The 20,712-nt window shown below is 69.0% G+C and carries 16 protein-coding genes; 7 read left to right on the top strand and 9 right to left on the bottom strand.

The genetic code is table 11. From position 1 onward, the window contains the following. Positions 1-19: 19 nt before the first annotated feature. Positions 20-316, bottom strand: coding sequence for a chorismate mutase (locus MOM01_RS20005; protein WP_241387186.1), 297 nt, complete (start codon positions 314-316; stop codon positions 20-22). 317 nt (positions 317-633) lie between these two features. On the opposite strand from MOM01_RS20005, the gene MOM01_RS20000 reads away from it, so the two are divergent. Beyond that, positions 634-1,524, top strand: a complete 891-nt coding sequence (locus tag MOM01_RS20000) for a hypothetical protein (RefSeq protein WP_241387185.1) — start codon at positions 634-636, stop codon at positions 1,522-1,524. Positions 1,525-1,690: 166 nt separating this feature from the next. Further along, complete coding sequence (locus tag MOM01_RS19995) at positions 1,691-2,875, top strand: thiolase family protein (RefSeq protein ID WP_241387184.1); 1,185 nt, start codon at positions 1,691-1,693, stop codon at positions 2,873-2,875. Between the two features lie 56 nt (positions 2,876-2,931). Here MOM01_RS19995 and MOM01_RS19990 read toward each other — a convergent pair whose 3' ends face one another. Genes MOM01_RS19990 through MOM01_RS19980 form a run of 3 tightly spaced genes read right to left on the bottom strand, consistent with a single transcriptional unit; the run spans position 2,932 to position 9,730 of the window. Continuing rightward, positions 2,932-7,116 (bottom strand): TIGR02680 family protein, encoded by a 4,185-nt coding sequence (locus tag MOM01_RS19990; protein WP_241387183.1) that lies wholly within the window; start codon positions 7,114-7,116, stop codon positions 2,932-2,934. Then, entirely contained in the window at positions 7,113-8,246 is a 1,134-nt protein-coding gene (locus MOM01_RS19985; RefSeq protein WP_241387182.1) for a TIGR02678 family protein, read from the bottom strand. Before MOM01_RS19985 ends, MOM01_RS19990 begins: the two co-directional genes overlap by 4 nt. Beyond that, positions 8,243-9,730: a DUF2397 domain-containing protein gene (locus tag MOM01_RS19980; protein WP_241387181.1), complete on the bottom strand. Its 1,488-nt coding sequence runs from the start codon at positions 9,728-9,730 to the stop codon at positions 8,243-8,245. The genes MOM01_RS19985 and MOM01_RS19980 overlap by 4 nt, the downstream gene beginning before the upstream one ends. A gap of 139 nt (positions 9,731-9,869) precedes the next feature. On the opposite strand from MOM01_RS19980, the gene MOM01_RS19975 reads away from it, so the two are divergent. Further along, on the top strand, positions 9,870-10,346 hold the full coding sequence (locus MOM01_RS19975; protein ID WP_241387180.1) for a MarR family winged helix-turn-helix transcriptional regulator: 477 nt from the start codon (positions 9,870-9,872) through the stop codon (positions 10,344-10,346). Next, positions 10,339-12,129: an AMP-dependent synthetase/ligase gene (locus tag MOM01_RS19970; RefSeq protein ID WP_241387179.1), complete on the top strand. Its 1,791-nt coding sequence runs from the start codon at positions 10,339-10,341 to the stop codon at positions 12,127-12,129. Before MOM01_RS19975 ends, MOM01_RS19970 begins: the two co-directional genes overlap by 8 nt. A 61-nt stretch (positions 12,130-12,190) precedes the next feature. Here MOM01_RS19970 and malQ read toward each other — a convergent pair whose 3' ends face one another. Continuing rightward, positions 12,191-14,314 carry a 4-alpha-glucanotransferase gene (gene malQ / locus MOM01_RS19965; protein WP_241387178.1) on the bottom strand — a complete coding sequence of 708 codons (2,124 nt, stop codon included), beginning with the start codon at positions 14,312-14,314 and terminating at the stop codon, positions 12,191-12,193. 60 nt (positions 14,315-14,374) lie between these two features. On the opposite strand from malQ, the gene MOM01_RS19960 reads away from it, so the two are divergent. Continuing rightward, positions 14,375-14,890: an O-acetyl-ADP-ribose deacetylase gene (locus MOM01_RS19960; RefSeq protein WP_241387177.1), complete on the top strand. Its 516-nt coding sequence runs from the start codon at positions 14,375-14,377 to the stop codon at positions 14,888-14,890. Here MOM01_RS19960 and MOM01_RS19955 read toward each other — a convergent pair. Beyond that, positions 14,881-16,338, bottom strand: coding sequence for a T3SS (YopN, CesT) and YbjN peptide-binding chaperone 1 (locus MOM01_RS19955; RefSeq protein WP_241387176.1), 1,458 nt, complete (start codon positions 16,336-16,338; stop codon positions 14,881-14,883). The genes MOM01_RS19960 and MOM01_RS19955 overlap by 10 nt on opposite strands. A gap of 113 nt (positions 16,339-16,451) precedes the next feature. Beyond that, positions 16,452-17,459, bottom strand: a complete 1,008-nt coding sequence (locus MOM01_RS19950; protein WP_374112341.1) for an alpha/beta hydrolase — start codon at positions 17,457-17,459, stop codon at positions 16,452-16,454. A gap of 257 nt (positions 17,460-17,716) precedes the next feature. Between MOM01_RS19950 and MOM01_RS19945 the strand changes: the two genes are divergently transcribed. Together MOM01_RS19945 and MOM01_RS19940 are read left to right on the top strand one after the other, a co-directional pair. Further along, positions 17,717-18,115 carry a non-ribosomal peptide synthetase gene (locus MOM01_RS19945; protein ID WP_241387174.1) on the top strand — a complete coding sequence of 133 codons (399 nt, stop codon included), beginning with the start codon at positions 17,717-17,719 and terminating at the stop codon, positions 18,113-18,115. A gap of 90 nt (positions 18,116-18,205) precedes the next feature. Continuing rightward, entirely contained in the window at positions 18,206-19,744 is a 1,539-nt protein-coding gene (locus MOM01_RS19940; protein WP_241387173.1) for a carboxylesterase/lipase family protein, read from the top strand. A gap of 25 nt (positions 19,745-19,769) precedes the next feature. Here the strand turns inward: MOM01_RS19940 and MOM01_RS19935 are convergent, their stop codons facing one another. Together MOM01_RS19935 and MOM01_RS19930 are read right to left on the bottom strand one after the other, a co-directional pair. Then, entirely contained in the window at positions 19,770-20,060 is a 291-nt protein-coding gene (locus MOM01_RS19935; protein WP_241387172.1) for a GNAT family N-acetyltransferase, read from the bottom strand. Further along, positions 20,057-20,710: a Type 1 glutamine amidotransferase-like domain-containing protein gene (locus MOM01_RS19930; protein ID WP_241387171.1), complete on the bottom strand. Its 654-nt coding sequence runs from the start codon at positions 20,708-20,710 to the stop codon at positions 20,057-20,059. Before MOM01_RS19930 ends, MOM01_RS19935 begins: the two co-directional genes overlap by 4 nt. Between the last annotated feature and the right edge of the window lie 2 nt (positions 20,711-20,712).

Below are 20,712 nucleotides of genomic sequence, written 5' to 3'. Positions count from 1 at the left end.
GGGGCCGTCGGTGGCTGTATCAGGCCTGGCGGGTACGTCCGAGCCGCAGCAGGGTCATCGCGAGACTGCTGCCGTCGCTGCCCAGTTCGTCGAACCGTCCGAGTACGGCCATCTCTTCGGCCTGCGCCTCGCGGCTCGCGTCCGTGCCCTTCGCCGTGGCTCCGATACGCCGAACCAGCTCCGAACGCTTCTTGATCACTTCGAGCAGCTGGGCGTCGAGTTCCTTGACCTTCTCGTACAGCTGTTCGAGTTCTGCCTCGGCCGCCGAAGCTTCGCCGACGGACGCGATGCCGGGCGAATCAAGCTGGACAGTCATGCAGACTCCTCCGGTCTCGTCTGAATCGTCACAGATTGTGTCGCGTTCCGAACTGTAGGTGTTACCGACACGTAGGGAAATATTCTCATCGACCGCCCGCATGCTCGTCCTACCCCTTCGAAAACGGCCGTGACCTGGAATAACGTCTATTTGATCGATGCGTATGGTAATGGTCACAGCGCTCTGTGCCAACTCGCGGTGCCGCTGCCTGCGCCTGCTGCGGGCTCCGCACCGGACGGGCCGCTCGAGGTAGCGTTCCGGCCGACCGGCACGCCCGGGAGCGTCGGGGCTCCCCGGCACACCGGGAGGGGAGACCGATGCGACGAACTGTTGTCCCGTGGGGCAGGCGCGACACCGAGGACGCGACGCCCGGCGCGGACCGGCCGAACCGCACATGGAATGTCCAGGTGTGTGCGGCGGCCGGTACAGCTGTGACCGTGGGGGTGTTCGCTGCCGCGCAGGGGTCGGGCGTGTGGCGCAGCGATTCCACGGGTGAGGACCGATTCTTCTCGATCCTGGCAGTGCTGATGCTGTTCACGGCCGCCTTCGGGGCGGCCTATTGGTGGCCCGGAAGACGTAGGACCCGGGTGAGATACGTCGAACGGGCCGGCGGCGGCGTCACCGAGATCGGGGGACGAGGCCTCGTCTTCGGACTGCTGGTGACGATGATGGCGTGCGGAACGTTCCTGTCGCTCGGCGCCGCCGTGGAGATCCTGCTCGGGAACTCGGGAGTCCCTGCCGTGGCGGTGGGTCTGGCGCTGGTCGCCGGTGGATGCCTGGCCTTCCTGGTGGAGGTGGCACTGGGGCGCATCCGCGCAGGTTCGCTGATTCTCGGACCCGACGGAATCAGATTGCGGAGCTGGTTCGTCGAGTCGTATCTGCCGTGGATCTCGGTGCGCGGGGTGCGAGCGGTCGACCGCGGATTTCCCGAGATCTGGATCGAAGGTGACGAGTCCGCTGCGTGGGCGCGGCGACGCACGACCCGCCTGTTCCGCTTCGAGGGCCTGCCGCCGACGCCTCGAATCGAGGTGGACTCCAGGAAGTTCGCCGTGGACCCGACGGACCTCTTCCACTTCCTGGAGGACTACGTCGAGGATGCCCGGCGCCGCCGGGAACTCGGCACACCCGCAGCGGCGACCCGTCTCCTGAACGGGAATCCAGGCGACCGGAACGGGGACGAGAATGCTGTATCCGATGGGATAGAATGACATTTCCGAACCTCTCTGCGAAGAGGGCTTCGTGCCGACGAAGACGCGGCACTCGGTGCCGTAGCATCGAGGAAGACATGTCGGGGTGGTTGCTCTCCCCGAAACGACGTGCACTCGGCAGGTGCCGTCGCGTGGACCCCAGGTGTTCGACCAGATTGGACGAGAAATGACCACTCCGGAACGCATCGTCATCGTCGACGGCGCTCGTACTCCCGTCGGAAGTTTCGGCGGCACACTGAAGGACGTACCCGCGCACGAACTCGGTGCCACGGCCGTCCGGGCTGCGCTCGAGCGCGCCGGCGTCGCACGTGAGGACATCGACGAGGTCGTCATGGGCTGCATCGGCCAGGTCGGCGCCGACGCCTACAACGCGCGTCGCGTGACGCTCGCGGCCGGGCTGCCCGTCTCCACCCCGGCGCTGACCGTCAATCGGCTCTGCGGCTCCGGCCTGCAGGCGGTGTGGTCCGCTGCCCAGGAAATCCGCTGGGGCGCCGCCCGGATCACCGTTGCCGGTGGCGACGAGAGCATGTCGCGCATGCCCTTCTACGACTTCGGTGCCCGCAGCGGCTACAAGCTCGGCAATCGCGAGCTCGTCGACGGCACCGTCGGCATGCTCACCGACCCGTTCAGCGGCAAGCACATGGGCGTGACCGCCGAGAACGTCGCACGCGAGTACGGCGTCAGCCGCGAGCAGCAGGACGAGTTCGCCCTCGAATCCCAGCGCCGCGCCGCGACCGATGCCGCGAAGGCCGTGTTCGCCGAGGAGATCACGCCCGTCGAGGTGGGTGGGCGTAAACCGTTCACCGTCACCGAGGACGAGCATCCCAAGCCCGACACCACCCTCGAGGTCCTCGGCAAGCTGCGTGCCGCCTTCGTCAAGGACGGCACCGTCACCGCCGGCAACGCCTCGGGCATCAACGACGGCGCCGCGGCGCTCGTGCTCGCCGGCGAATCGGTGGCGCGTGAGCGCGGTCTCGACAGCTCCGTCGTGCTCGAATCCGTCGTCACGGCGGCGATGGAACCTGACCTCATGGGCTACGCACCCACGCTGGCCCTGGTGAAGCTGTTCGAACAGAACGGCCTGTCGCCGGCAGACATCGACACCGTCGAGCTCAACGAGGCCTTCGCCTCGCAGGCCGTCGCCGTGGCACGCGACGTGAAGCTCGATCCGGAGAAGACCAATCCCTACGGCGGTGCCATCGCGCTCGGCCACCCCGTCGGCGCGACCGGTGCGATCCTGACGCTGCGTGTCGCCAAGGATCTCGTCCGCCGCGACCTCGAGCTCGGCGTCGTCACGATGTGCATCGGAGGCGGACAGGCGCTCGCCGCGCTGCTGCGCCGCGTGTCCTGATCCGGACTCCGGAGAACGGAAAGGGCGGGCGCGATCCGGTATCGCGCCCGCCCTTCTCATGTCTGCGAGTCGACGCGCGGCCGTAACCGGCGCACGCGCCCGTCCCAGTGCACGCGAGTCGTCACGGCCGCGCCGTCACCGAGTCGGCGGACCTCGTAGACGTCGAGTTCGGGAACCTCGGGCACGCAGCCCCACAATGCGTGTCCCGTCAGGACGAAATCGATGTCCTGCCGGACGAGCAGGCCCATCAGTTCGCCGATCGTCGGGTCGTCGATCTTTGCGAACGCGTCGTCGAGCAGCACGAGACGCAGCGCGGTGCCGGTGTCGGGAAGGCCCGAGAGGTAGCCGTCGGCCGCCGCGAACAGCGAGACGTACGACACGAATCGGGTCTCGCCCTGAGAGATCTTCGCGCGCGCGGATATCCGGCGTTCCCGGTCGGGCTCGGGGCCGAGGATCGTCACCTCCACGGAATGCCAGCGCCGATAGTCGAGCGCCTGGGACAGGTGCAGCGCGTATCCGGCCGACGGGTCGGCCGCGTAGGCGGCGTCCACTCGTTCGCGCAGCGCCTCCACCAACTCGGTGGCCTCCTCGGCGGAACGTTCGGAGGCGGTGAGCAGCTGCGTCAGCCGAGCCGCGTCGGCATCCTCGCGCCTGGTGCGCCAGGTGATCCGCACGCCGATCCCGTGCGTCGTGCGGCTGTCGGCGAGGCTGTCGTTCATCGCCGTGATCAACCGCTGCGCCTGACCGATGCGTCGACGCAGTTCGTCGGCCACCCCGCCGAGCACGAATCCTGTGAACACGTCGTGCTCCCGCTGGGACAGGGCACGACGGCCGTCCTCGACCTGCCGGGTGAGTGCGTCGAGCACGCCTGCGGGAGTGCGGGCATCGCCCATGCCGGCGATCCGCACGAGATGGGCGCCGTGGGTCACGGTGTGTTCGACGTCGAACCGGCCGGCGATCTCGCGGTCGAATCGTTGCAGCGCGGCGAGCATCGCATTGTCGTCCGTCTCCGTGCGGGGCAGCAAGGTGGCCAGCACGTTCTGCGCCGCCTGCAGCACGTGGTCGGGATCGCCGAGATGAACCGGACCCCGGGGAGCCGAGCCCTGATCCGGCTCCTCGAAGGCGGTGTGCAGTTCGGGCAGCTGCAGGTGCGCGGCAAGTCGTTCCGCGGCAGTGATCAGCTCGCGACGATCGCGGTCGAGACGTTCCCGTGCCGCCGCGCATCGCTGGAGCACCTCGGCGGCGGCACGGCCGAGCTGCTCCCGGTGCGCCACCGTGCGCCGGCACTGCTCGTCGGCACGGGCACGCTCGGCCTCGGAGTGGCGTATCTCCTGTGCGAGATCCCGGACGTCGACGTCCGAGGCCTGGGTCTGCGCCGCCACGACCGAAGCTCTGGCGTGCCATTCGTACCGGCACGACTCCGCGGCTTCCTCCGCCTCGAGCCTCGTCACCGTGGCCTGCGCACACCGTTCGGCCGCCGCCGTGACACGGGAATACGCGGCGAGTACGTCCCCGAGATCGCGAGCCAGCTCGATGCACGTCGCCTCGGCCGAGCTGCACGCCGTATCGAGCGCCTCGAGTTCCGGGACGTCGCCCGGCACTGCGAAATGGGCACAGGTCGCACGATGAGTATCGAGATCGGCGGTCCAGCGGGCACGTACCGTCATCGCGCGTTCGCGGAGTTCGATCGCGACATCGGCAGTGGAGCGCATCCGTGCGTACGCCTCGCGACGGCGTTCGAGAGCGCTGCGGAGGGCGTGGGATGCCGGCGCGGTCGCGAGGTGTGCCTCGATCTCGGTGCGCCGATGTGCGGCGTCGGGGAAATCGACGCGGAGCTGTTCCACCGCGAGATCGATACGGGTGAGTTCCGCCCGGATCTCGTCGAGGCGCACCCGCCGGGACGCGGTGGCGACTTCACGTGCGGCTCTTCCGATGCGGCGAGCGGTTTCGGCGGTGTGCCGTCCACGCAGGACGCCGTTGTGCCATCGTCCGTCGCGCGAGACCGATGCCACGGCGGCGGCGTCCTCGAACCCGATCGTGTTCAGTACCGCATTGATCGCCGAGAGGGGTACACCGGCGTCGGGTTCGGGCCGCAGGACGGTCGACAGGGGCTGCGCCGGCGGCTCGCCGCGCGGGGATACGAGCACCTGGCCTGCGAGCGCGCGCAGCCGGCCTTCGCCGTCGACCGTCGCGGTGAGGAAGCCGGCGGCGAGCAGGGCGGCCTCGATGCCCGCGCGGTCGTCGTCGCCGAGCGTGTCGACGAAGTCGACCGCCTGCCACAGGGGAACACCGTCGGTGCGCAGGTGCCAGGGTGCCTGCTCGGGCCCGTCGGTGTCGGCGTCGAGCGCGACCTGTTCGCGCACGAGGGCCTCCCGCGCCGCCCGGAGTTCCTGTTCCCGTCCTCGGCGTTCCGCCGACGGCCGCTCGAGCTCGGCCAGAGCCGCTCGGGCGGCCGCACCGGCCAGTGAATCCAGTTCGGCGAGAGCAGGATCGATGTCGGACTCTTCCGAGGGGGTCTCGATCAGCGTGTCGAGATGCGAGGACAGCCGGCGCATCAGAGCCACTCGATCCCGGTCGAGTTCAGGCAGCAGGGCCGCGGTGCGGTCGGCGGTGATCCACTCGCGCCACCGGTGTTGCAGGCCGGCTGCGGCCGCACCGACTTCGGCATCCGCCTCGGCAGCCTCGACGGCACTGTGTTCGGCGTCGCGCGCCGCGTGGCCGGCGGCCTCCTCGGCCTCGCGGACCGTATGGGCGGTCGCACCGAGACGACGGGCTTCGAGAAGTCGCCGGCCCACCTGTTCCCGTCGGCGGCGCGCCGCCTCGACGGCGCGCAGGGCGGTCTCTCGCGCGTCCTCGACGTTCTCGGAATCGAGAGACACCCTCGCGACCACCGGCCGTGCGAGTTGCTCGGGAGCGTTGTGCAGGCCGAATCTCACGGGTTCGAGTACCGGCGTCGGACAGTCGATCTCGACACGCACTGCCGCTGGGACCGTGTCGTGGGGAAGGCCGGCCGCCACGAGTTCGCGACCTGCCGCTCCGAGTCGCCACGCGGCCTGCGTCACCGCAGAGGTGAGATCGTCGACGCAGCGGGCCGCGTGGTCTGCGTCGAGACGCTCCTGCCGCCGGGCCCGCTCTGCGGCGAGCGCGGCGTGTTCGGCGGCGTGGCCGAGCGCGTCGAGGGCGAGCTGCCGTTGCGCGAGATCGTCTGCCGAACGGAACAACTCGTGGGTTTCGAGGCCGCGGATGGCGCGGTCGAGTTCGGCGACCTGGTCGCGGCGTTCCTGCAGGCGCGTGTCGGCGGCGACGACCTGGGCGTCGAGATCGGCCGCATCGGACTCCGCGGTGGCCAGCGCGCGACGGGTTTCGGTGACCCGGTTCGCCGCGTCCACCGCACCCTCGGCGTCGGAACGCAACAGATCCGCGGCGTACTGCCGGTAGACCTCGTGGAAGCGCCGCACCTGGGCGTGCGCGGACTCGAGCCGGGCCTGCTCCTGCCGGGTCTCGCCGAGCAGGTCGAGGCGACCGCCCGCTTCGGCGAGCATGTTCTCGGCCAGCGGGGGCAGGGCGTCGGACAGGATCTGCGGCAGGCGGCCCTCGTCGATGCGGTTGCCGACATCGGGTGAGCGCAGGGTGTGCAGCAGTTGCAGCAGACCGTCGTAGCGTTCACGCCCGGTCTCGCCGGGCAGGCCGAAGACCAGACGCCGGACGGTTTCGCGGTGTTGCTCCGGGTCGCGCGTGAGATTGTCCGCTCCCACCAGCGCCGCGAGTTCCTCGCGCGAGAGTGGCACACGGCCGTCGTCGACGAGTCGGAGATCGCTACCGACGCGAAGGGGCGTGGTGAAGAAGTGCACTTCGCTGCGATGCGCCTCGGCGCTGTACCGGATGCGGGCCCCGACGGTCAGCAGACCACTCGGTCGTGACAGTTCGATCCACAGATATCCGACGCGATCGGTCCCTCCCGCATCTCCGGTGCGCATGAGGTCGTCGAGATCGACCTTCGCCGCCCCCGTCGCATCCATTCGCCTGCGGTCACCGTCGAGGAGGAAGGGCAGCAACATCTCCAGCGCCCGGGACTTCCCCGAGCCGTTGGTGCCACGCAGGATCATGCGCCCGGCCGACAGGACGAACTCGACGTCGAGGTAGTGCCAGACGTTCACGATCCCGGCGCGGCGAAGTCGCCACCGATCGGGATACCGGAGGGCAGGGTGGTCGGAAGCCGGTACATCGGGAAGGGGGGTCATCGGGGGTGACTTTCGGCAGGAACAGGGCGATATCGGGCGGCGGGGGCCGTCAGTACGAGTCCGTTCTCGTGCGGGCGCGCGAGTCCGAGACGGGTGAGCAAGGCTACGACGTCCCGGCGCAGCAACGCGAGGTCCCGCACGTACGTGCCCTTCCACGTGCGGGACCGGGCAGCGACGAGCTCGGCGAGCACTGCGTCCAGGGTCCGCCCGTCGATGTGCAGGGTGGTCCCCGCGTCGTGTCCGAACCGTTCGGTGAGTTCGGAGACGAGAAGCAGGCAGGCCTGCTTCGCGGTGCCGGGCCCCGGGAAAGCGTCGTCGGTGAGCATGCCGGCCGGGTCGTAGGCGAGAGCCCCTTCGGCACGTACCTCGAGGACGAGACCGAAATCGTCCTCCAGCCTCCGCGACAGTTCGTGCCGGTCGCGGGCGAGTACGTCCGCCATCTCCTCGTCCATCTCGTCTCGTGCGACGAACGGATCCTCGACGAGTCGCCGATACAGGCGACGGGCAGCGGGTGCCTGCTCGGCACGCGCGAGTACCGCGGCGGAGTCGGCCGTCTCGTGCACGGCCGTGGCGAGCAGATGAGGCAGCAGGTCGCGGTTCACGTCGAGGCGGGCCCCGCCGGCGACGTCCTCGTCCGGTCCGGGATCCGATTCGGTGACGACGCCCCAGTCCTCGAGGAGCCGCAGTGCGGCAGCGAAACCTCGCTCGATCGAGACGTCCCCGGCGAATTCGATCCCGTGTTCGCGCGCGTCCGCGCGGACCTGAGCGAGCAGGCCGGGAACGGACACCCGCCTGCCGGCGCGCGGTTCGAGCAGTGCCGCGCAGGCGAGCGCGAGACAGGTGTAGGTGGTGGCGCCGAACTCGGTGCCGTCGGGATGGCGGACGCCCCGGTGGGGCGCCGCAGAGTCGAGCGGTGCCTTGAGAAGGCGGGCGAAGGTGGACTCCACGACGAGCCGGTATCCGAGCCGCTCCGCGAACATCGACTTCAGCGGCGCCGCATGGCGTCGCACGAGATCGAACGTCTCACGGTCGGCGGTCGCGGTGACGATGGGTTGCTGCAGCAGGGCCCGGGCCGCATCCCGTCGGCCCGAGAGATCCTGCCCTGTCGTGTCCGACCGTGATGTGCTCACGGGACTACGACGCCGTGCTCGGGTGACGTCGTCGCCGAGGCACGCACCACGAACGCGTGCACGGTGAGATCCCCGTCGGGGCAGTGGACCAGGGTGTCCCGACCCGGTTCGGCCGTCAGCGACAATCCCAGATCGGGATCGTGCATCTGCAGCGGCCCGTCGGTGCTGCGGTAGCCGGCCAAAGCGGTCGCGAGGACGTCGAGCAGCACGTCACGTGCACCTTCCGACAGGTGTGCGCCGTTCAGCTCACCTGCCGCGCACAATTCGGCGACGGCGTCCGCACGTCGGCGCGATTCGTGCCGGGCGAGCTCCTCCGCCCGGGCGCGGTCGGGTCCGGAATCGGGGAGGCGGGCGACCCGGCCCCGGGACGAACGGTCGCCGCGTTCGCGCAGGGACAGGGGAACGGTCACGGGATCGGCATGCCACCACGAGGTGCCCGCACCGATACGCGGGTCCGCTTCCTCGGGGCCGAGCAGCAGATGCCGGCTCGGGTAAGCGCCGAATGTCGCCGTGAACAGGCGGTGAGCCTGCTCGTCCGAGGATTCGGCGAACCATCGCGCCAGTCGGAGCAGGTCCGCTCGCTGCGAGCAGGCCGGCGCTCCGGAGGCGAGCCGCCGGGTTCGTGCGAGCAGGCGGTTCAATGCGGTGGCTGCGGTCTCGCGCATGCGCCGCGGACCGGAGTTCTCGTCGTACCACCGTGCGAGTTCTTCCCAGTCGTCGCGGCTGCGGCCGGGGGAGCGGACCGGTACGGCGGCCCGCAGGCCGCTTTCGGGGAGGGCCGCGAGCACCGTGTCGAGATGGGGCACCACCCGGCCGAGTCGGCTGACGACGAGAGGGGCATACCGTGCGACATCCGAGCCGACGACGTCGACGTAGTCGAGAAGCACGCGCTCGAGCTCGGCATGGTCGCCGCCGCTGTCGGAGCGTTCGAGCCCGTCCAGGATCTCGGCCAGATGCGAACAGAAGTCGTCGACACTGTCGGTGAACGCACGGTGGTGGGTGAAGAGGGTGGTCACGCCTTCGGCCAGGTCGTCCGGGTCGAGCGGGGCGACGGTGACGGCGAGCCGGTCGCCGAGACGACCGAGTTCGGCGGCGATGCACCGGAGCGACTCGCGGGCCACCTCGCGTACCCCATCGGAGGTGGTGAGCAGCCTGACGCTCTCCCGATGCACCCGCAGCCCGGCGGGTGTCGCCCGATACCGCGCGGGGGCCGCGAGGTCGCTCCGCGACTCCCCGCCCCCGACGCGGGCGAGATTGCCCCAGCCGGCCAAGCGGCGACAGCGTGTCTCTACGACGGACACGTCGAGCAGCACGTCCCGCGCGGTACCTGCCTGCGCGTCCCGCGCGGTACACAGAGCTGCGATATCGGCGGCGGACAGGTCGGTGAGCAGGGCATCGGTGAAGCAATCCATGACGGCGAGGTAGTCGTCCGATTCCTCGGCGACGAGATAACGGAACAGGTCGCGACCGGTGTGTTCGCCCATCCGTCCCCTTCGCCGAGTGCCGTCGTCCTACGGACAGACAGGCTAGCCGTGCGGACGCGGGCCGGGGTGCGCGAGTTCCACCGCTCCCGCAGGGCCGCGCAGATTCATGTCCTTCTTCACTCGGGTTTATAGTTGCCTCGTGCAACACAATCGGCAGTCCGCGGACGGCGTTGCCCGCGTCTACGAGGAGTTCGTACTCCTCGTACGCTTCCTGACGTCCGGGGCCCGAGCGCAGGACAGCGGTCTCTCGCTCGTCCAGCACTCGCTTCTCGGGTTCATCTCCCGCAATCCGGGCTGCCGAGCCACCGATATATCCGAGGTCTTCGGGGTCCACCGCTCGACCGTGTCGCGCCAGTTGCGCCACGCTGTCGACGCGGGCTGGGTCGAGGCGGAATCCGGCCCGGCTCGTGCCGGTCACCCGCTCCGGCTCACCGACCACGGAGCGGCGGTTCTCGAAGGTGCGGTCATGCGTCGCCTCGACGACGTGCGGTCCGGGATCGACAGGTGGGATCAGGACGATCTCGACCGTTTCGTGCATCTTCTGCGCCGCTTCCGTACAGGCGTCTACTCCGATGACCGGACTCCCGACCAGAACGATGGAGATTGCAGTGCGTGAGTACTCGACACCGGCCCCGTTCACCATCGGTGACGACGAATCGGTCGTCCATACGGTGTTCACCCATGCGGAGAAGACTCCGCATCGGGTCATGTACTCACGGCCTCACGGTGACGACTGGGTCGCGGTCACCGCACAGCAGTTCGCCGATCAGGTCCGTGCCGTCGCGAAGGGCCTGATCGCCAACGGTGTCGAGCCCGGCGACCGCGTCGCCCTGCTGTCGGCCACCCGCTACGAGTGGTCCCTGTTCGACTACGCGATCTGGGCGGCGGGCGCGGTATCGGTGCCGATCTACGACTCGTCGTCCACCGAGCAGATCCGCTGGATCCTGCAGGACTCCGAGGCCGTCCTCGCCGTCGTCGAGACTTCCCGACACGAAGCACTGTTCGTGGACATGCCCCCCACTCTGAGGCGGATCCTGCAGATCGAGGGCGGAGCCGTGAACACTCTCTCGGCCGAGGGGGCCGCGGTCGACGACACCGAGGTCGATCTGCGCCTGTCCCGGATCCGGTCCGCCGACCTGGCCTCGCTCGTCTACACCTCGGGGACCACGGGTCGTCCCAAGGGATGCATGCTCACCCACCACAACTTCCTCGCCGAGGTGCGTTCGATCCTCTGCTCGGATGTCGGTGTGGTGGCCGAACCGGGCAACCGGGGCCTGACCTTCCTGCCGCTCGCCCACGTGCTGGCCCGCGCGGTCTCGCTTGCACTGTTCGAAGCCGGTGCAGCGCAGGCGCACTGGTCGGACTTCTCGACCGTTTCCGCCCAGTTCGCCCGGTACTCGCCCAACATCATCCTCGGCGTGCCCCGCGTCTTCGAGAAGGTGCGTGATGCGGCCGCGGCGAAGGCATCGGCCGGCGGAGCATTCAAGGCGGCGGTCTTCCGGTTCGCGGAGAACACGGCGGTCGCCTACAGCGAGTCCCTCGATCACGGCGGTCCCTCACCCGTCCTCAAGATCAAGCGGAATCTCGCCGATCGGCTGGTCTACTCCAAGCTGCGTGCGGCGATGGGGGACGAGTGCTGGTACGCGATCTCCGGGGGCGGTGCTCTGAGCCCGCGCCTGGGCCACTTCTTCCGCGGGGTCGGCGTACCGATCTACGAAGGCTACGGCCTGACCGAGACCACTGCCGCGCACAGCGTGAACGCGCCGGGTGCACAGAAGATCGGAACCGTCGGCCGGCCCATGGGAGGCAACTCCGTCAGGATCGCGGAGGACGGTGAGATCGAACTGCGCGGACAGGTCGTCTTCGGCGGCTACTGGCGGAACGAGGAGGCCACCGCGAAGGTGTTCGACGACGGGTGGTTCCGCACCGGCGATCTCGGTTCCCTGGACGAGGACGGTTATCTGACCATCACCGGACGCAAGAAGGACCTCATCATCACCGCGGGCGGCAAGAACGTCTCGCCCGGGCCGATCGAGGACCGCATGCGGTCGCACACCCTCGTCTCCCAGGCCGTGGTCATCGGTGACGGACGCAGCTTCGTGACCGCTCTCGTGACGGTCGACCCGGACGTCTTCGAGAACTGGAAGGCCGAGAACGGCAAGCCGCCCGCGGCGACGATCGCGGAACTGCGCCACGACCCGACCCTGCGCGACGCTGTGCAGTCGATCGTGGACGACGCCAACAAGCTCGTCTCCCACACCGAGGCGATCAAGAAGTTCGTCATCCTCGAGCGCGATCTGACCGAGGAGACCGGGGAACTGACCCCGACGCTGAAGATCAAGCGCAACATCGTCACCGAACGTTTCGCGCACGAGATCGAAGCGCTGTACCGCAAGTGACGCCGTAGCGCGAGGACCATCCGCGACCGCCGGCCCGGGCATCGGGCCGGCGGTCGCGGCGTCAGTTCTCCGGTGGGGTCTCCCCGGACACCGCGCGGGCGAGCGCCGCGAATCCGGGGTGGTCGACGAGGTCGTCGATCAGGACGGCCTTGCCGTGCGCATCGGCGAGAGGAACCCGCCAGTTGGGGTACTCGTCGACGGTGCCCGGCTGGTTCTGGCTGCGACGCTCACCCGTCACGTCGACCAGGGAAACGCCCAGAAGCGCGGAAGGACTCGCGGCGACCAGGCGGTGCAGTGCCTCCACCTGTCGCTCGACGTCCGTCTCGCCTTCTCCGAGCAGGCCGCGTTCGCGGGCCAGTGCGAGGACCGAATCCCGTTCGGCTGCTGCGGCATCGAGTTCGGCATCGAGATCCCGCTCGAGCAAACCGAGTTCCGAACGCAGACGGACGTGATCACCCGCGAGATAGCCTGCGGTGGGCGGGAGGTCGTGCGTGGTGACCGACGTCAGGCACAGGGAACGATAGGTCTCCGGTGCACGCGGGCCGTTCTCGTCCCGTTCGAACCACAGGATCGAGGTTCCCGCGATCCCCCGGTCGGCGAGATACTTCTGCACCCACTGCTCGAACACCCCGAGATCCTCCCCGACGACCACGGCACCGGCGCGATGCGCCTCGAGTGCCAGGATGCCGACGAGTGCCTCGTGGTCGCTGCGGACGTACGCGCCGTCCGCCGGGGACATCCCCTCCGGCACCCACCACGTGCGGAACAGCCCCAGGATGTGGTCGGCTCGGACACCACCCGCATGACGCAGCGCCGACCGCACCACGTCGCGATAGGGGATGTACCCCAATTCGGCGAGTCGGTCGGGGCGCCACGGTGGCTGGTTCCAGTTCTGGCCGTTGCGGTTGAAATCGTCCGGCGGAGCACCCACCGTGACGCCGGTGGCGAGTGCGTCGCCCAGGGTCCACGCGTCGGCGCCGTGCGGTCCGACGCCCACCGCGAGATCGTGCACGATGCCGATGTCGGACCCGGCGGCGAGAGCGGCGGTCTGCACGGCCGCGAGTTGCTCGTCGCAGAGCCACTGCAGCCACCGGTGGAAATCGATGCGGGACGCCAGTTGCTCGCGTAACCGGTCCGTCTTCGGATCGTCCGGGCCGGGGGCGCGCGACTCCCACCGGTCGAGGCGGTCGCCGAACTTCTCGTACAGCGCGCACCACAGGGCGAAGTCGTCCAGCGCCTGCCCACCCTCGGCGCAGAACGCGGCGTAGCGTGCTCGTCGTGCGGGACCGAGGGGCACGCGGTGGATGTGTTCGAGGATGTCGAGCTTCGCGCGGAAGCTCGAGTCCCGGTCGAGGCGGCGCGCTTTCCGGTTCGCCTTCGCGAAGCTCTCGGCGTACTCGTAGAGGAGCTTGCGGTGCTTCCTCGGCAGATATGCGACCTCCGGGATGTCCTCGATCCGCAGGTAGAGCGGATCGACGAAACGGCGTGAGGAGGGGAGATAGGGCGACGGTTCGTGCGGCGGTACCGGTTCCGCCGCATGTACGGGATTGATCAGCACGAAGTCGCCGCCGTAACCTGCGGTGACGGCGGCGAGGTCGGCCAGATCGGCGAAATCGCCTGTGCCCCAGGATCTGCGGGAGCGAACTGAATACACCTGGGCCGCAAGACCCCATCGCTGCTTGCCGAGCAACCTGTCGGCGGTGGACAACCGGCGGGGCGTCACGACCAGCCCGGCGGTGGCCTCGACGTCGTTGCTGCGTGCGTGCAGCACGTGCCAGCCGAGCGGTAGGCGCGGTACGGCGAAAGTCGCGCGCCCCACGAGCCGGCCGTCGACCGGCCACGGATCGACCCACACGTTCAGCTGTTCGACGTCGACCTCGTCACCGTCCTCGGTCACCACCCACACCGACACCGGATCGCCGTGCGGGACGTGCACCGGAAACGTCTGCTCGTCTCCGTCGACGACCACGAGCGAGGGTGGCAGCATGCTGCGCCACGGACGGAGAGCGAACTCGGCGAGCGAGGCGTCGACGTCCTCGGCGTTCCCGGCCGGGACGTCGAGCGCGGCGAGCACCCGCCGGAGTGTTTCCTCCGAAACCTCGTGTTCGAGTCCGTCCCATCCTGTGTATGTGGGGGAGACCCCGTGCCTTCCGGCCAGTTCGCGCAGTTTCGCCGTGGACGTCACGGTCCTGAATCATGCCAGCAAATCGACTCGGGGGCAGGGAGCGGAACATATGGTCGAGAGGTGACCGTTCTCGATATCGCGCACGGCGACATCACCACCATCGCGGTGGATGCGATCGTCAACGCCGCGAACTCCTCGCTGCTCGGAGGTGGCGGTGTGGACGGTGCGATCCACCGGGCCGGCGGTCCGGAGATCCTCGCAGCCTGCCGGGAACTCAGGTCGACCTCGTTACCCGAGGGACTCGAACCGGGGCACGCTGTGGCGACCACCGCGGGCAGGCTGCCGGCACGCTGGGTGATCCACACCGTCGGCCCCGTCTTCTCGCCGCGCGAGGACCGTTCGCGGGTGTTGCGCTCGGCGTACCGCAACAGCATGCTCACGGCGCAGGAACTCGGTGTCCGGACGGTGTCCTTCCCACTGATCTCGGCCGGAATCTACGGCTGGCCGCTCGACGACGCCGCGAAACACGCGGTCTCCACGATCCGGGAGACGGGGACCTCGGTGGAAACCGCGGTACTCGTCGGCTTCGACCCGGCCGCCGTCGAGGCGCTGCGACGCGCGGTCGCTCAGTTGTAGTCGCCGAAACCGTCGAACAGGGTCGGTTCGTCGGGATTGTCGAACAGGGCCGGCTGTTCCGGTGCGGCCTCGCGCCCCGACTTCGACGCAGTCGATCCGGCCGCGTGCGACGAGGCGGAGGACCCGGAGTTGTCGACCTGTTCGAGGAAGTCGAGCGCCTCGGAGAGCGAACGGCTCGTCAGTTCCCACTCGAGAGCCCGCGCACGCGCTTCCTGGGCGCCGTTCGTGTCGAGGGCCTTCGCGCGGGTTCGGGACTCGCCGTCCCACCACACCTGCAGTTCGGTACTGATGGTCAGGAAGCGACGCAGCTGTTCTGCATTCCGGTCGCCGATGGCCGCGACGGTGCTTGCCGCCACGTCGGACTGTCCGTCGAGGTGGAAATCGCGCACCGCGAGCAACGCGATGGGCAGATCCTCCTCGGCATCGGGCAACTGCGACACGTCCGCCGCCCAGGGCGGCTCGGACGAGGACTCGGGGGATCCCTCGCCGCTGCCGAAACCGTGATCGCACAACAGTGAGCCACCGAGATGCGCTGCGAACGAACCGTCGAGCGACTCGAGGAACTGCGTGATCGTGTCGATCGCGCCGAGCAGATGAGCCGGGGCGAACGGCGAGGCGGGGACGTGATCCACGATCGCGAGCCGGTCGTCGATCAGCACGAACTTCAGGTGCGGCCACCGGCGGTTGAGATCGACACAGATCTCGGCCGCGCGGGTGCGGCCGGTGATCGAGTGGACGATCGGGGCGAACAGGTCGACGGTGCCGCCCCCGGGCCCGACTCCGACGAAGACCAGCACCCCGGCGATACGCAGGACGAGATCGCCGTCCTCGTCCCAGGCCGGGACCTCGTCGATGCGTTCGTGCAGCGTGGACTCGATGAGTTCGCGGATGTGATCGTCTCCGGCAGGTACGACCGCGAGAGGAGCGCTCGTGCCGCGTGAGCGGGCTTCCCCGGGAAGCGGCGGCGCGGGGAAGGAGACGAGGTCGGCGACGGGACGATCGGTTCCGAACGTCTCGGCACGCAGGAAGAGGGGGTGGGGGACACCCCACACCGAGCGCAGCGCCCGCACCGCGATCTCCGCGAGCTGATCCGCCCAGCTTCCGGGCCGATCGATCCAGAAGGCCGGCGATCCGCCGTCCTCGGGGTCGTCGGGGCCGCGGGAGGGCGCCTGCAAGCCGAGTTCGAGCAACATCGCTTCGTCGACCTCGGTGAGGTGCCGGTCGGGGGCGAGGTGGGCGTTGGAGGGGACCTCGCACCGGACCAGGTCCTCACCCCACGCGTAGAACTGCACGCACGGCCCGGCGGGGCCACCGGCTTCGTCGGTATGCGGTTCGAGGACCAGTCCGTCGCCGTTGCTCATCGCTGCGACGTGGTCGGCCAGGCGCGTGCGGAATCCACGCCAGGCCGTGTCGACGTCCTGGTCGAACCGGTTCTGCACCTCGGCCATGATCGGACCCCCTTCTCTGTGCCGGTCGAGCCGAGAAGAAGACTAGTCGCCGGCACCGACAGGCCCACGCCCGCGCAGGTCCCCGAGCGGTGAGTCCGCGCCGCGCGGCGGAGTCAGCGCAGAGCCCGGACGAAACGACCGATCTCGTCGAGCGCACGGCGGCCTTCCGGGACGACCCCCGCCGCGGCCTGGAAGACGTGCACCTGCTTCTCCCACACCTGCAGTTCGGTCGGGACGCCGGCCAGGTGGAGACGGCGGGCCATCAACTCGGCGTCGACGTACGTCATCTCCTCGGAGCCGGCCTGGATCAGCGCCGGGGGCATGTCCGCCAGGTCGAGATCGACGGGGGAGACGACAGGACCACAGCGCCGGCCGCCGAGGCGTTCGGCGCGCTCGACGAGGGCCGGCAGCACGCGTACGGCACGGCGGGGGAACAGGGCACATCGGTGCGAATTGGGGTGCTCGAGTTTGTGGCCGGGGTCGATCTCGGTCAACGGCGACAGTGCGACGGTGCCCGCGGGGCGCCCGAGACCGCGGCGGACCGCTTCGTGGGCGACGGCGAAGGTGAGGAATCCTCCCGCCGAGTCTCCGGCGATCACCACGCGCTCGGCCGGGTAACCGTGTGTCGTCAGCCATCGCAGCCCGTCGAGTCCGTCCTCCACCGCCCGCCGGATCGGATGCCGCGGCAGCATGCGGTAGTCGACCGCCAGAACCGGTGCGCCGGTCGCGGCGGACACGCGGGAGACCAGCTGCCGATGGGTGGCGAGGCCGCAGCACAGAAATGCTCCGCCGTGCAGGTACAGGACGGCGATCCGGCGCAGGCCACCCGAGGTGGAGGGAGGCGCCGCACCGGGCGCCCACAGGAACTCCGCGCGGCATGCGGGGAGATCGACCCGATGGCGGTGGGTGCCGGCCACCGGGACGAGTGGGAACGCCGCGCGGTCGACCAGGGCGGCAGGCCAGGGAAGTGTGGGTGCGTAGGACCACGCCTCGATGAAAGGACGGATCGTACGGCGCACGGAGAGGGACAGGGCACGGGACTGTCTACTGACTCCTGCGAACTCGCGAGTCGGCACGGCCGGCGCGGGGGAAGGGGGCAACTCGGTGCGGGCGATACTCACGACCGGCACCTCCTCGGTCTGTGCCGAGTCGTGGTCAGGCCCGGGTCGGGGTGGCTGCACGGACTCGGATTTACGAGGATACGCCGGTTCGTCCCGGTCGCGTGGGCGTCTCGAGCGCGTCGTGTGGCTCTCCTCTCGAGGTGATCATTCCGGGTGGACACCCGGCCTCGAAGTAGTACCTTCTGTCAGGTACCAGCAGTGCAAAAAGTTTTCCGGACCATCTACACATTCCGTACTTTTCGGGCCACACTGACTGTATGTTTCGACGTACGGCGCGGTCCGGTGCCGTTCCGGGGGAAGCGAGCAAAGGCGGGATGTTGCGTAATTTCGACGTTGCAGGATCGAGTGCCGACGAGCTCACGGCCGGAGATCTGCCCCGGTTGGTGGCGGCGGCCGCGGAATGTGAACCCCATCGGATCGCCGTGACGCACGGTGCGGACGCCACGACCTACGCCCGATTGCACCGCGAAGTAGTGGCACTCGACGCCGCCATGGGAGTCCTGCTCGGCCAGGCCTCACTGGTGCCGATTGCGCTCGCGACGGTCTTCCCTGCATTGGCGGACACGGCGCGCGGCGATCTGCGTGACGTGGTCGACGCCCTCGTGGCCGACCTGATGGACTGTGTGGCGCCCGAACCGCTCTCCGCCGCCGGCTGACGAGTTCGCCGGACGGTCGCCGATCGTTGGTAGGTTGGCGAGCGAAGAGATCGATACTGCGCCGCAGTGGCGAGCCCCGTGGGAGGTCACGTGGACAGCGACACGCTCACCATCGCCTGTAAGTACGGCGATGTCCGCGGATACCGCGACGGCGAGGTCTACGCCTGGAAAGGCATCCCGTACGCAGCTCCGACCGGTCCTCGACGTTTTCGTTCCGCTCTGCCGCCCGAGCCCTGGGAGGGAGTCCTCGACGGTGCGCGGTTCGGTCCGATAGCACCGCAGAGCCGGAACAGCCCGATAGGTATAGAGCCCGAGATGACGGTGGGTGAGGACTGTCTCTCGCTCAACATCTGGGCTCCTCCACCGGACGGACGCCGGCGCCCGGTGATGGTGTGGATACACGGCGGCGCCTACGTGCTCGGCTATTCCGGCCAGAAGATCTACGACGGCCGGATACTCAGCGAGAACGGCGATGTCGTGGTCGTGACGATCAACTACCGGCTCGGCGCGCTCGGTTTCCTCGATCTGTCGTCGTTCTCCACGTCCGAGGCCGTCTTCGAGTCCAATGTCGGTCTGCGGGATCAGATCACCGCTCTCGAATGGGTTCGCGACTGCATCGCCGACTTCGGCGGCGATCCGGACTGCGTGACGGTCTTCGGAGAATCGTCCGGTGGTGGATCGATCACGACACTGATGACCGTCCCCAAGGCCGAAGGCCTGTTCCACCGGGCCGTCGCCCAATCGCCTCCCGCGACCTCGGTGTACGGCCGCGAACGTGCCGCGAAGGTCGCCGAGCGCTTCCTCGAGATCCTGGATCTGCCGCGATCCCGCGTCGCGGACCTGCTGTCGATGCCGGTCGACAGGCTCATCGAGGCCTCGGAGGTGCTCGTCGCCGAGACGCCCACCAAGGTGCCCGGCACACTGTCCATGACGCCGGTCGTCGACCGTGACCTGGTGCCGAAGTATCCCGTCGCGGCGTTCCAGAAGGGCTTGTCGCACCGGATCCCGCTGATCATCGGTTCGAACAAGGACGAGCCCTCGATCTTCCGCTTCATGAAGTCCCCACTGATGCCCGTCGACGACACCGCGGTGCAGGGGATGTTCGCAGCACTGGCCGAAGATCGCCCCGATCTCGATCCCGCACGCATCGCCGAGATCGTCGCCGCCTATCCGGATCTGCCCAAGCCGATCGGCGCGATGGCCCTCTCCCGTGATGCGGGTTTCCGGATGCCGGTGCTGTGGGTCGCCGAAGCACACAGCGCGCACTCGCCCACCTGGGTGTATCGCTTCGACCATGCGACGCCCATGCTCAAGACAGCCCGGATCGGTGCCGGGCACGCGACCGAACTACCTTACGTCTTCGGCAATTTCGGGACCCTCGGCCGAGATCCGACCTTCTGGCTCGGGGGCCGCAAGGTGGCCGGAGAGGTGTCCGGGCGCGTGCAGCGACGATGGGTGGCGTTCGCCCATCACGGCGTACCCGCGGCGCTGGACGGGTCGAAGCACTGGCCTCGATACGAGCCGGAGGAGCGGTCGACCCTCCTGATCGACTCCACCGACACCGTCGTGCCCGATCCCGAAGGGGAGATGCGCCGGGTCTGGGGTACCGACGTGATGGGTTTCAACTGAGCACGCCGGTGCGGGGTGCGGCAGGTCAGTTGCGGTATTCCGGGTGCTCCGCGACGTACTTCTCGACGTACCAGCACGACGTGCCGATCTTCAGACCTTCCTTGCGGGTCTCGTCGAGCGCGTACTGCACGACGACTCCGGCGAGCCCTCGTCCGCGGAACTGCGGGTCGGTGACGGTGTGGTCGAAGTCGCGCAGTTCTCCGCGCTGCGTGTAGTCCGCGTAGGCCGCGAGATCGTCGCCGAGATAGAGGGCGAAGCGCGACTTTCCGGTCTCGTGCTCGAGGCGGGTCTCGGTGCTGTCGGTGTTCTGCGTCATGGATTCACCGTACCCGGGGCGCCGCCCTGCGCGGTGTCGACGACGAGTACGTCGTCGTCGGTCAACGCCACGTGCGCGATGCCGTGCTCGCGCAGATAGCGCAGGCTCTCGATCACCCCGTCGTCGGCGAGCACCGACCCTCCGGCGTGGGGAACGATCGCGTGGTCGATCCATCCGAGTCCGTCCCAGAGAGCCGATGTGCCGCAGGCGGTGTCGACTTCTCCCGGGTCGTCGGAGAATTCGAGTCCGCGCAGCGACGGCGTCACGACACATGCGCCCGCGCTGTACCCGCCGTAGACCAGCCGGTCCTCGCGTACCAGCTCGGTCAGCACCGCGTCGGCGCCGCTGCGCGCGAGCTGTGCTCGCAACACGAAGGTGTTGCCGCCTCGGACCCACACCGCGCCGAACCCGTCGAGGCGCGCCCGCAGCGAGCCGGGGTCGTCGAGATGTGTCCGCAGATCCACCTCCTCCGGGGAGAACCCGAGCGACCGGAGCGGTCCCAGTTCGCTCGTGACCGCTGCCGCGCGAGCCGTGGCAGGCCACGCGTCCGCGGCGTTCGCGATCACCGCGATCCGGCCGGGCTTCCGCACCAGCCGGGCGAACACCTCGGGTTCGCCAACGAACCTGTAGGAGGACAGGAACAGTCGCACGA

This window comes from Rhodococcus sp. CH91, assembly GCF_022554085.1.
Classification (GTDB): Bacteria; Actinomycetota; Actinomycetes; order Mycobacteriales; family Mycobacteriaceae; genus Rhodococcus.
The sequence above is the reverse complement of the archived record's forward strand: the minus strand, read 5'-3'. Positions and strand labels throughout refer to the sequence as shown.

Coding starts and splice junctions, on each gene's coding strand:
- MOM01_RS19935 (WP_241387172.1), bottom strand. CDS start 20,060: ATGACGCAGAACACCGACAGCACCGAGACCCGCCTCGAGCACGAGACC.
- MOM01_RS20000 (WP_241387185.1), top strand. CDS start 634: ATGCGACGAACTGTTGTCCCGTGGGGCAGGCGCGACACCGAGGACGCG.
- MOM01_RS19955 (WP_241387176.1), bottom strand. CDS start 16,338: ATGGCCGAGGTGCAGAACCGGTTCGACCAGGACGTCGACACGGCCTGG.
- MOM01_RS19995 (WP_241387184.1), top strand. CDS start 1,691: ATGACCACTCCGGAACGCATCGTCATCGTCGACGGCGCTCGTACTCCC.
- MOM01_RS20005 (WP_241387186.1), bottom strand. CDS start 316: ATGACTGTCCAGCTTGATTCGCCCGGCATCGCGTCCGTCGGCGAAGCT.
- MOM01_RS19945 (WP_241387174.1), top strand. CDS start 17,717: ATGTTTCGACGTACGGCGCGGTCCGGTGCCGTTCCGGGGGAAGCGAGC.
- MOM01_RS19990 (WP_241387183.1), bottom strand. CDS start 7,116: ATGACCCCCCTTCCCGATGTACCGGCTTCCGACCACCCTGCCCTCCGG.
- MOM01_RS19980 (WP_241387181.1), bottom strand. CDS start 9,730: ATGGGCGAACACACCGGTCGCGACCTGTTCCGTTATCTCGTCGCCGAG.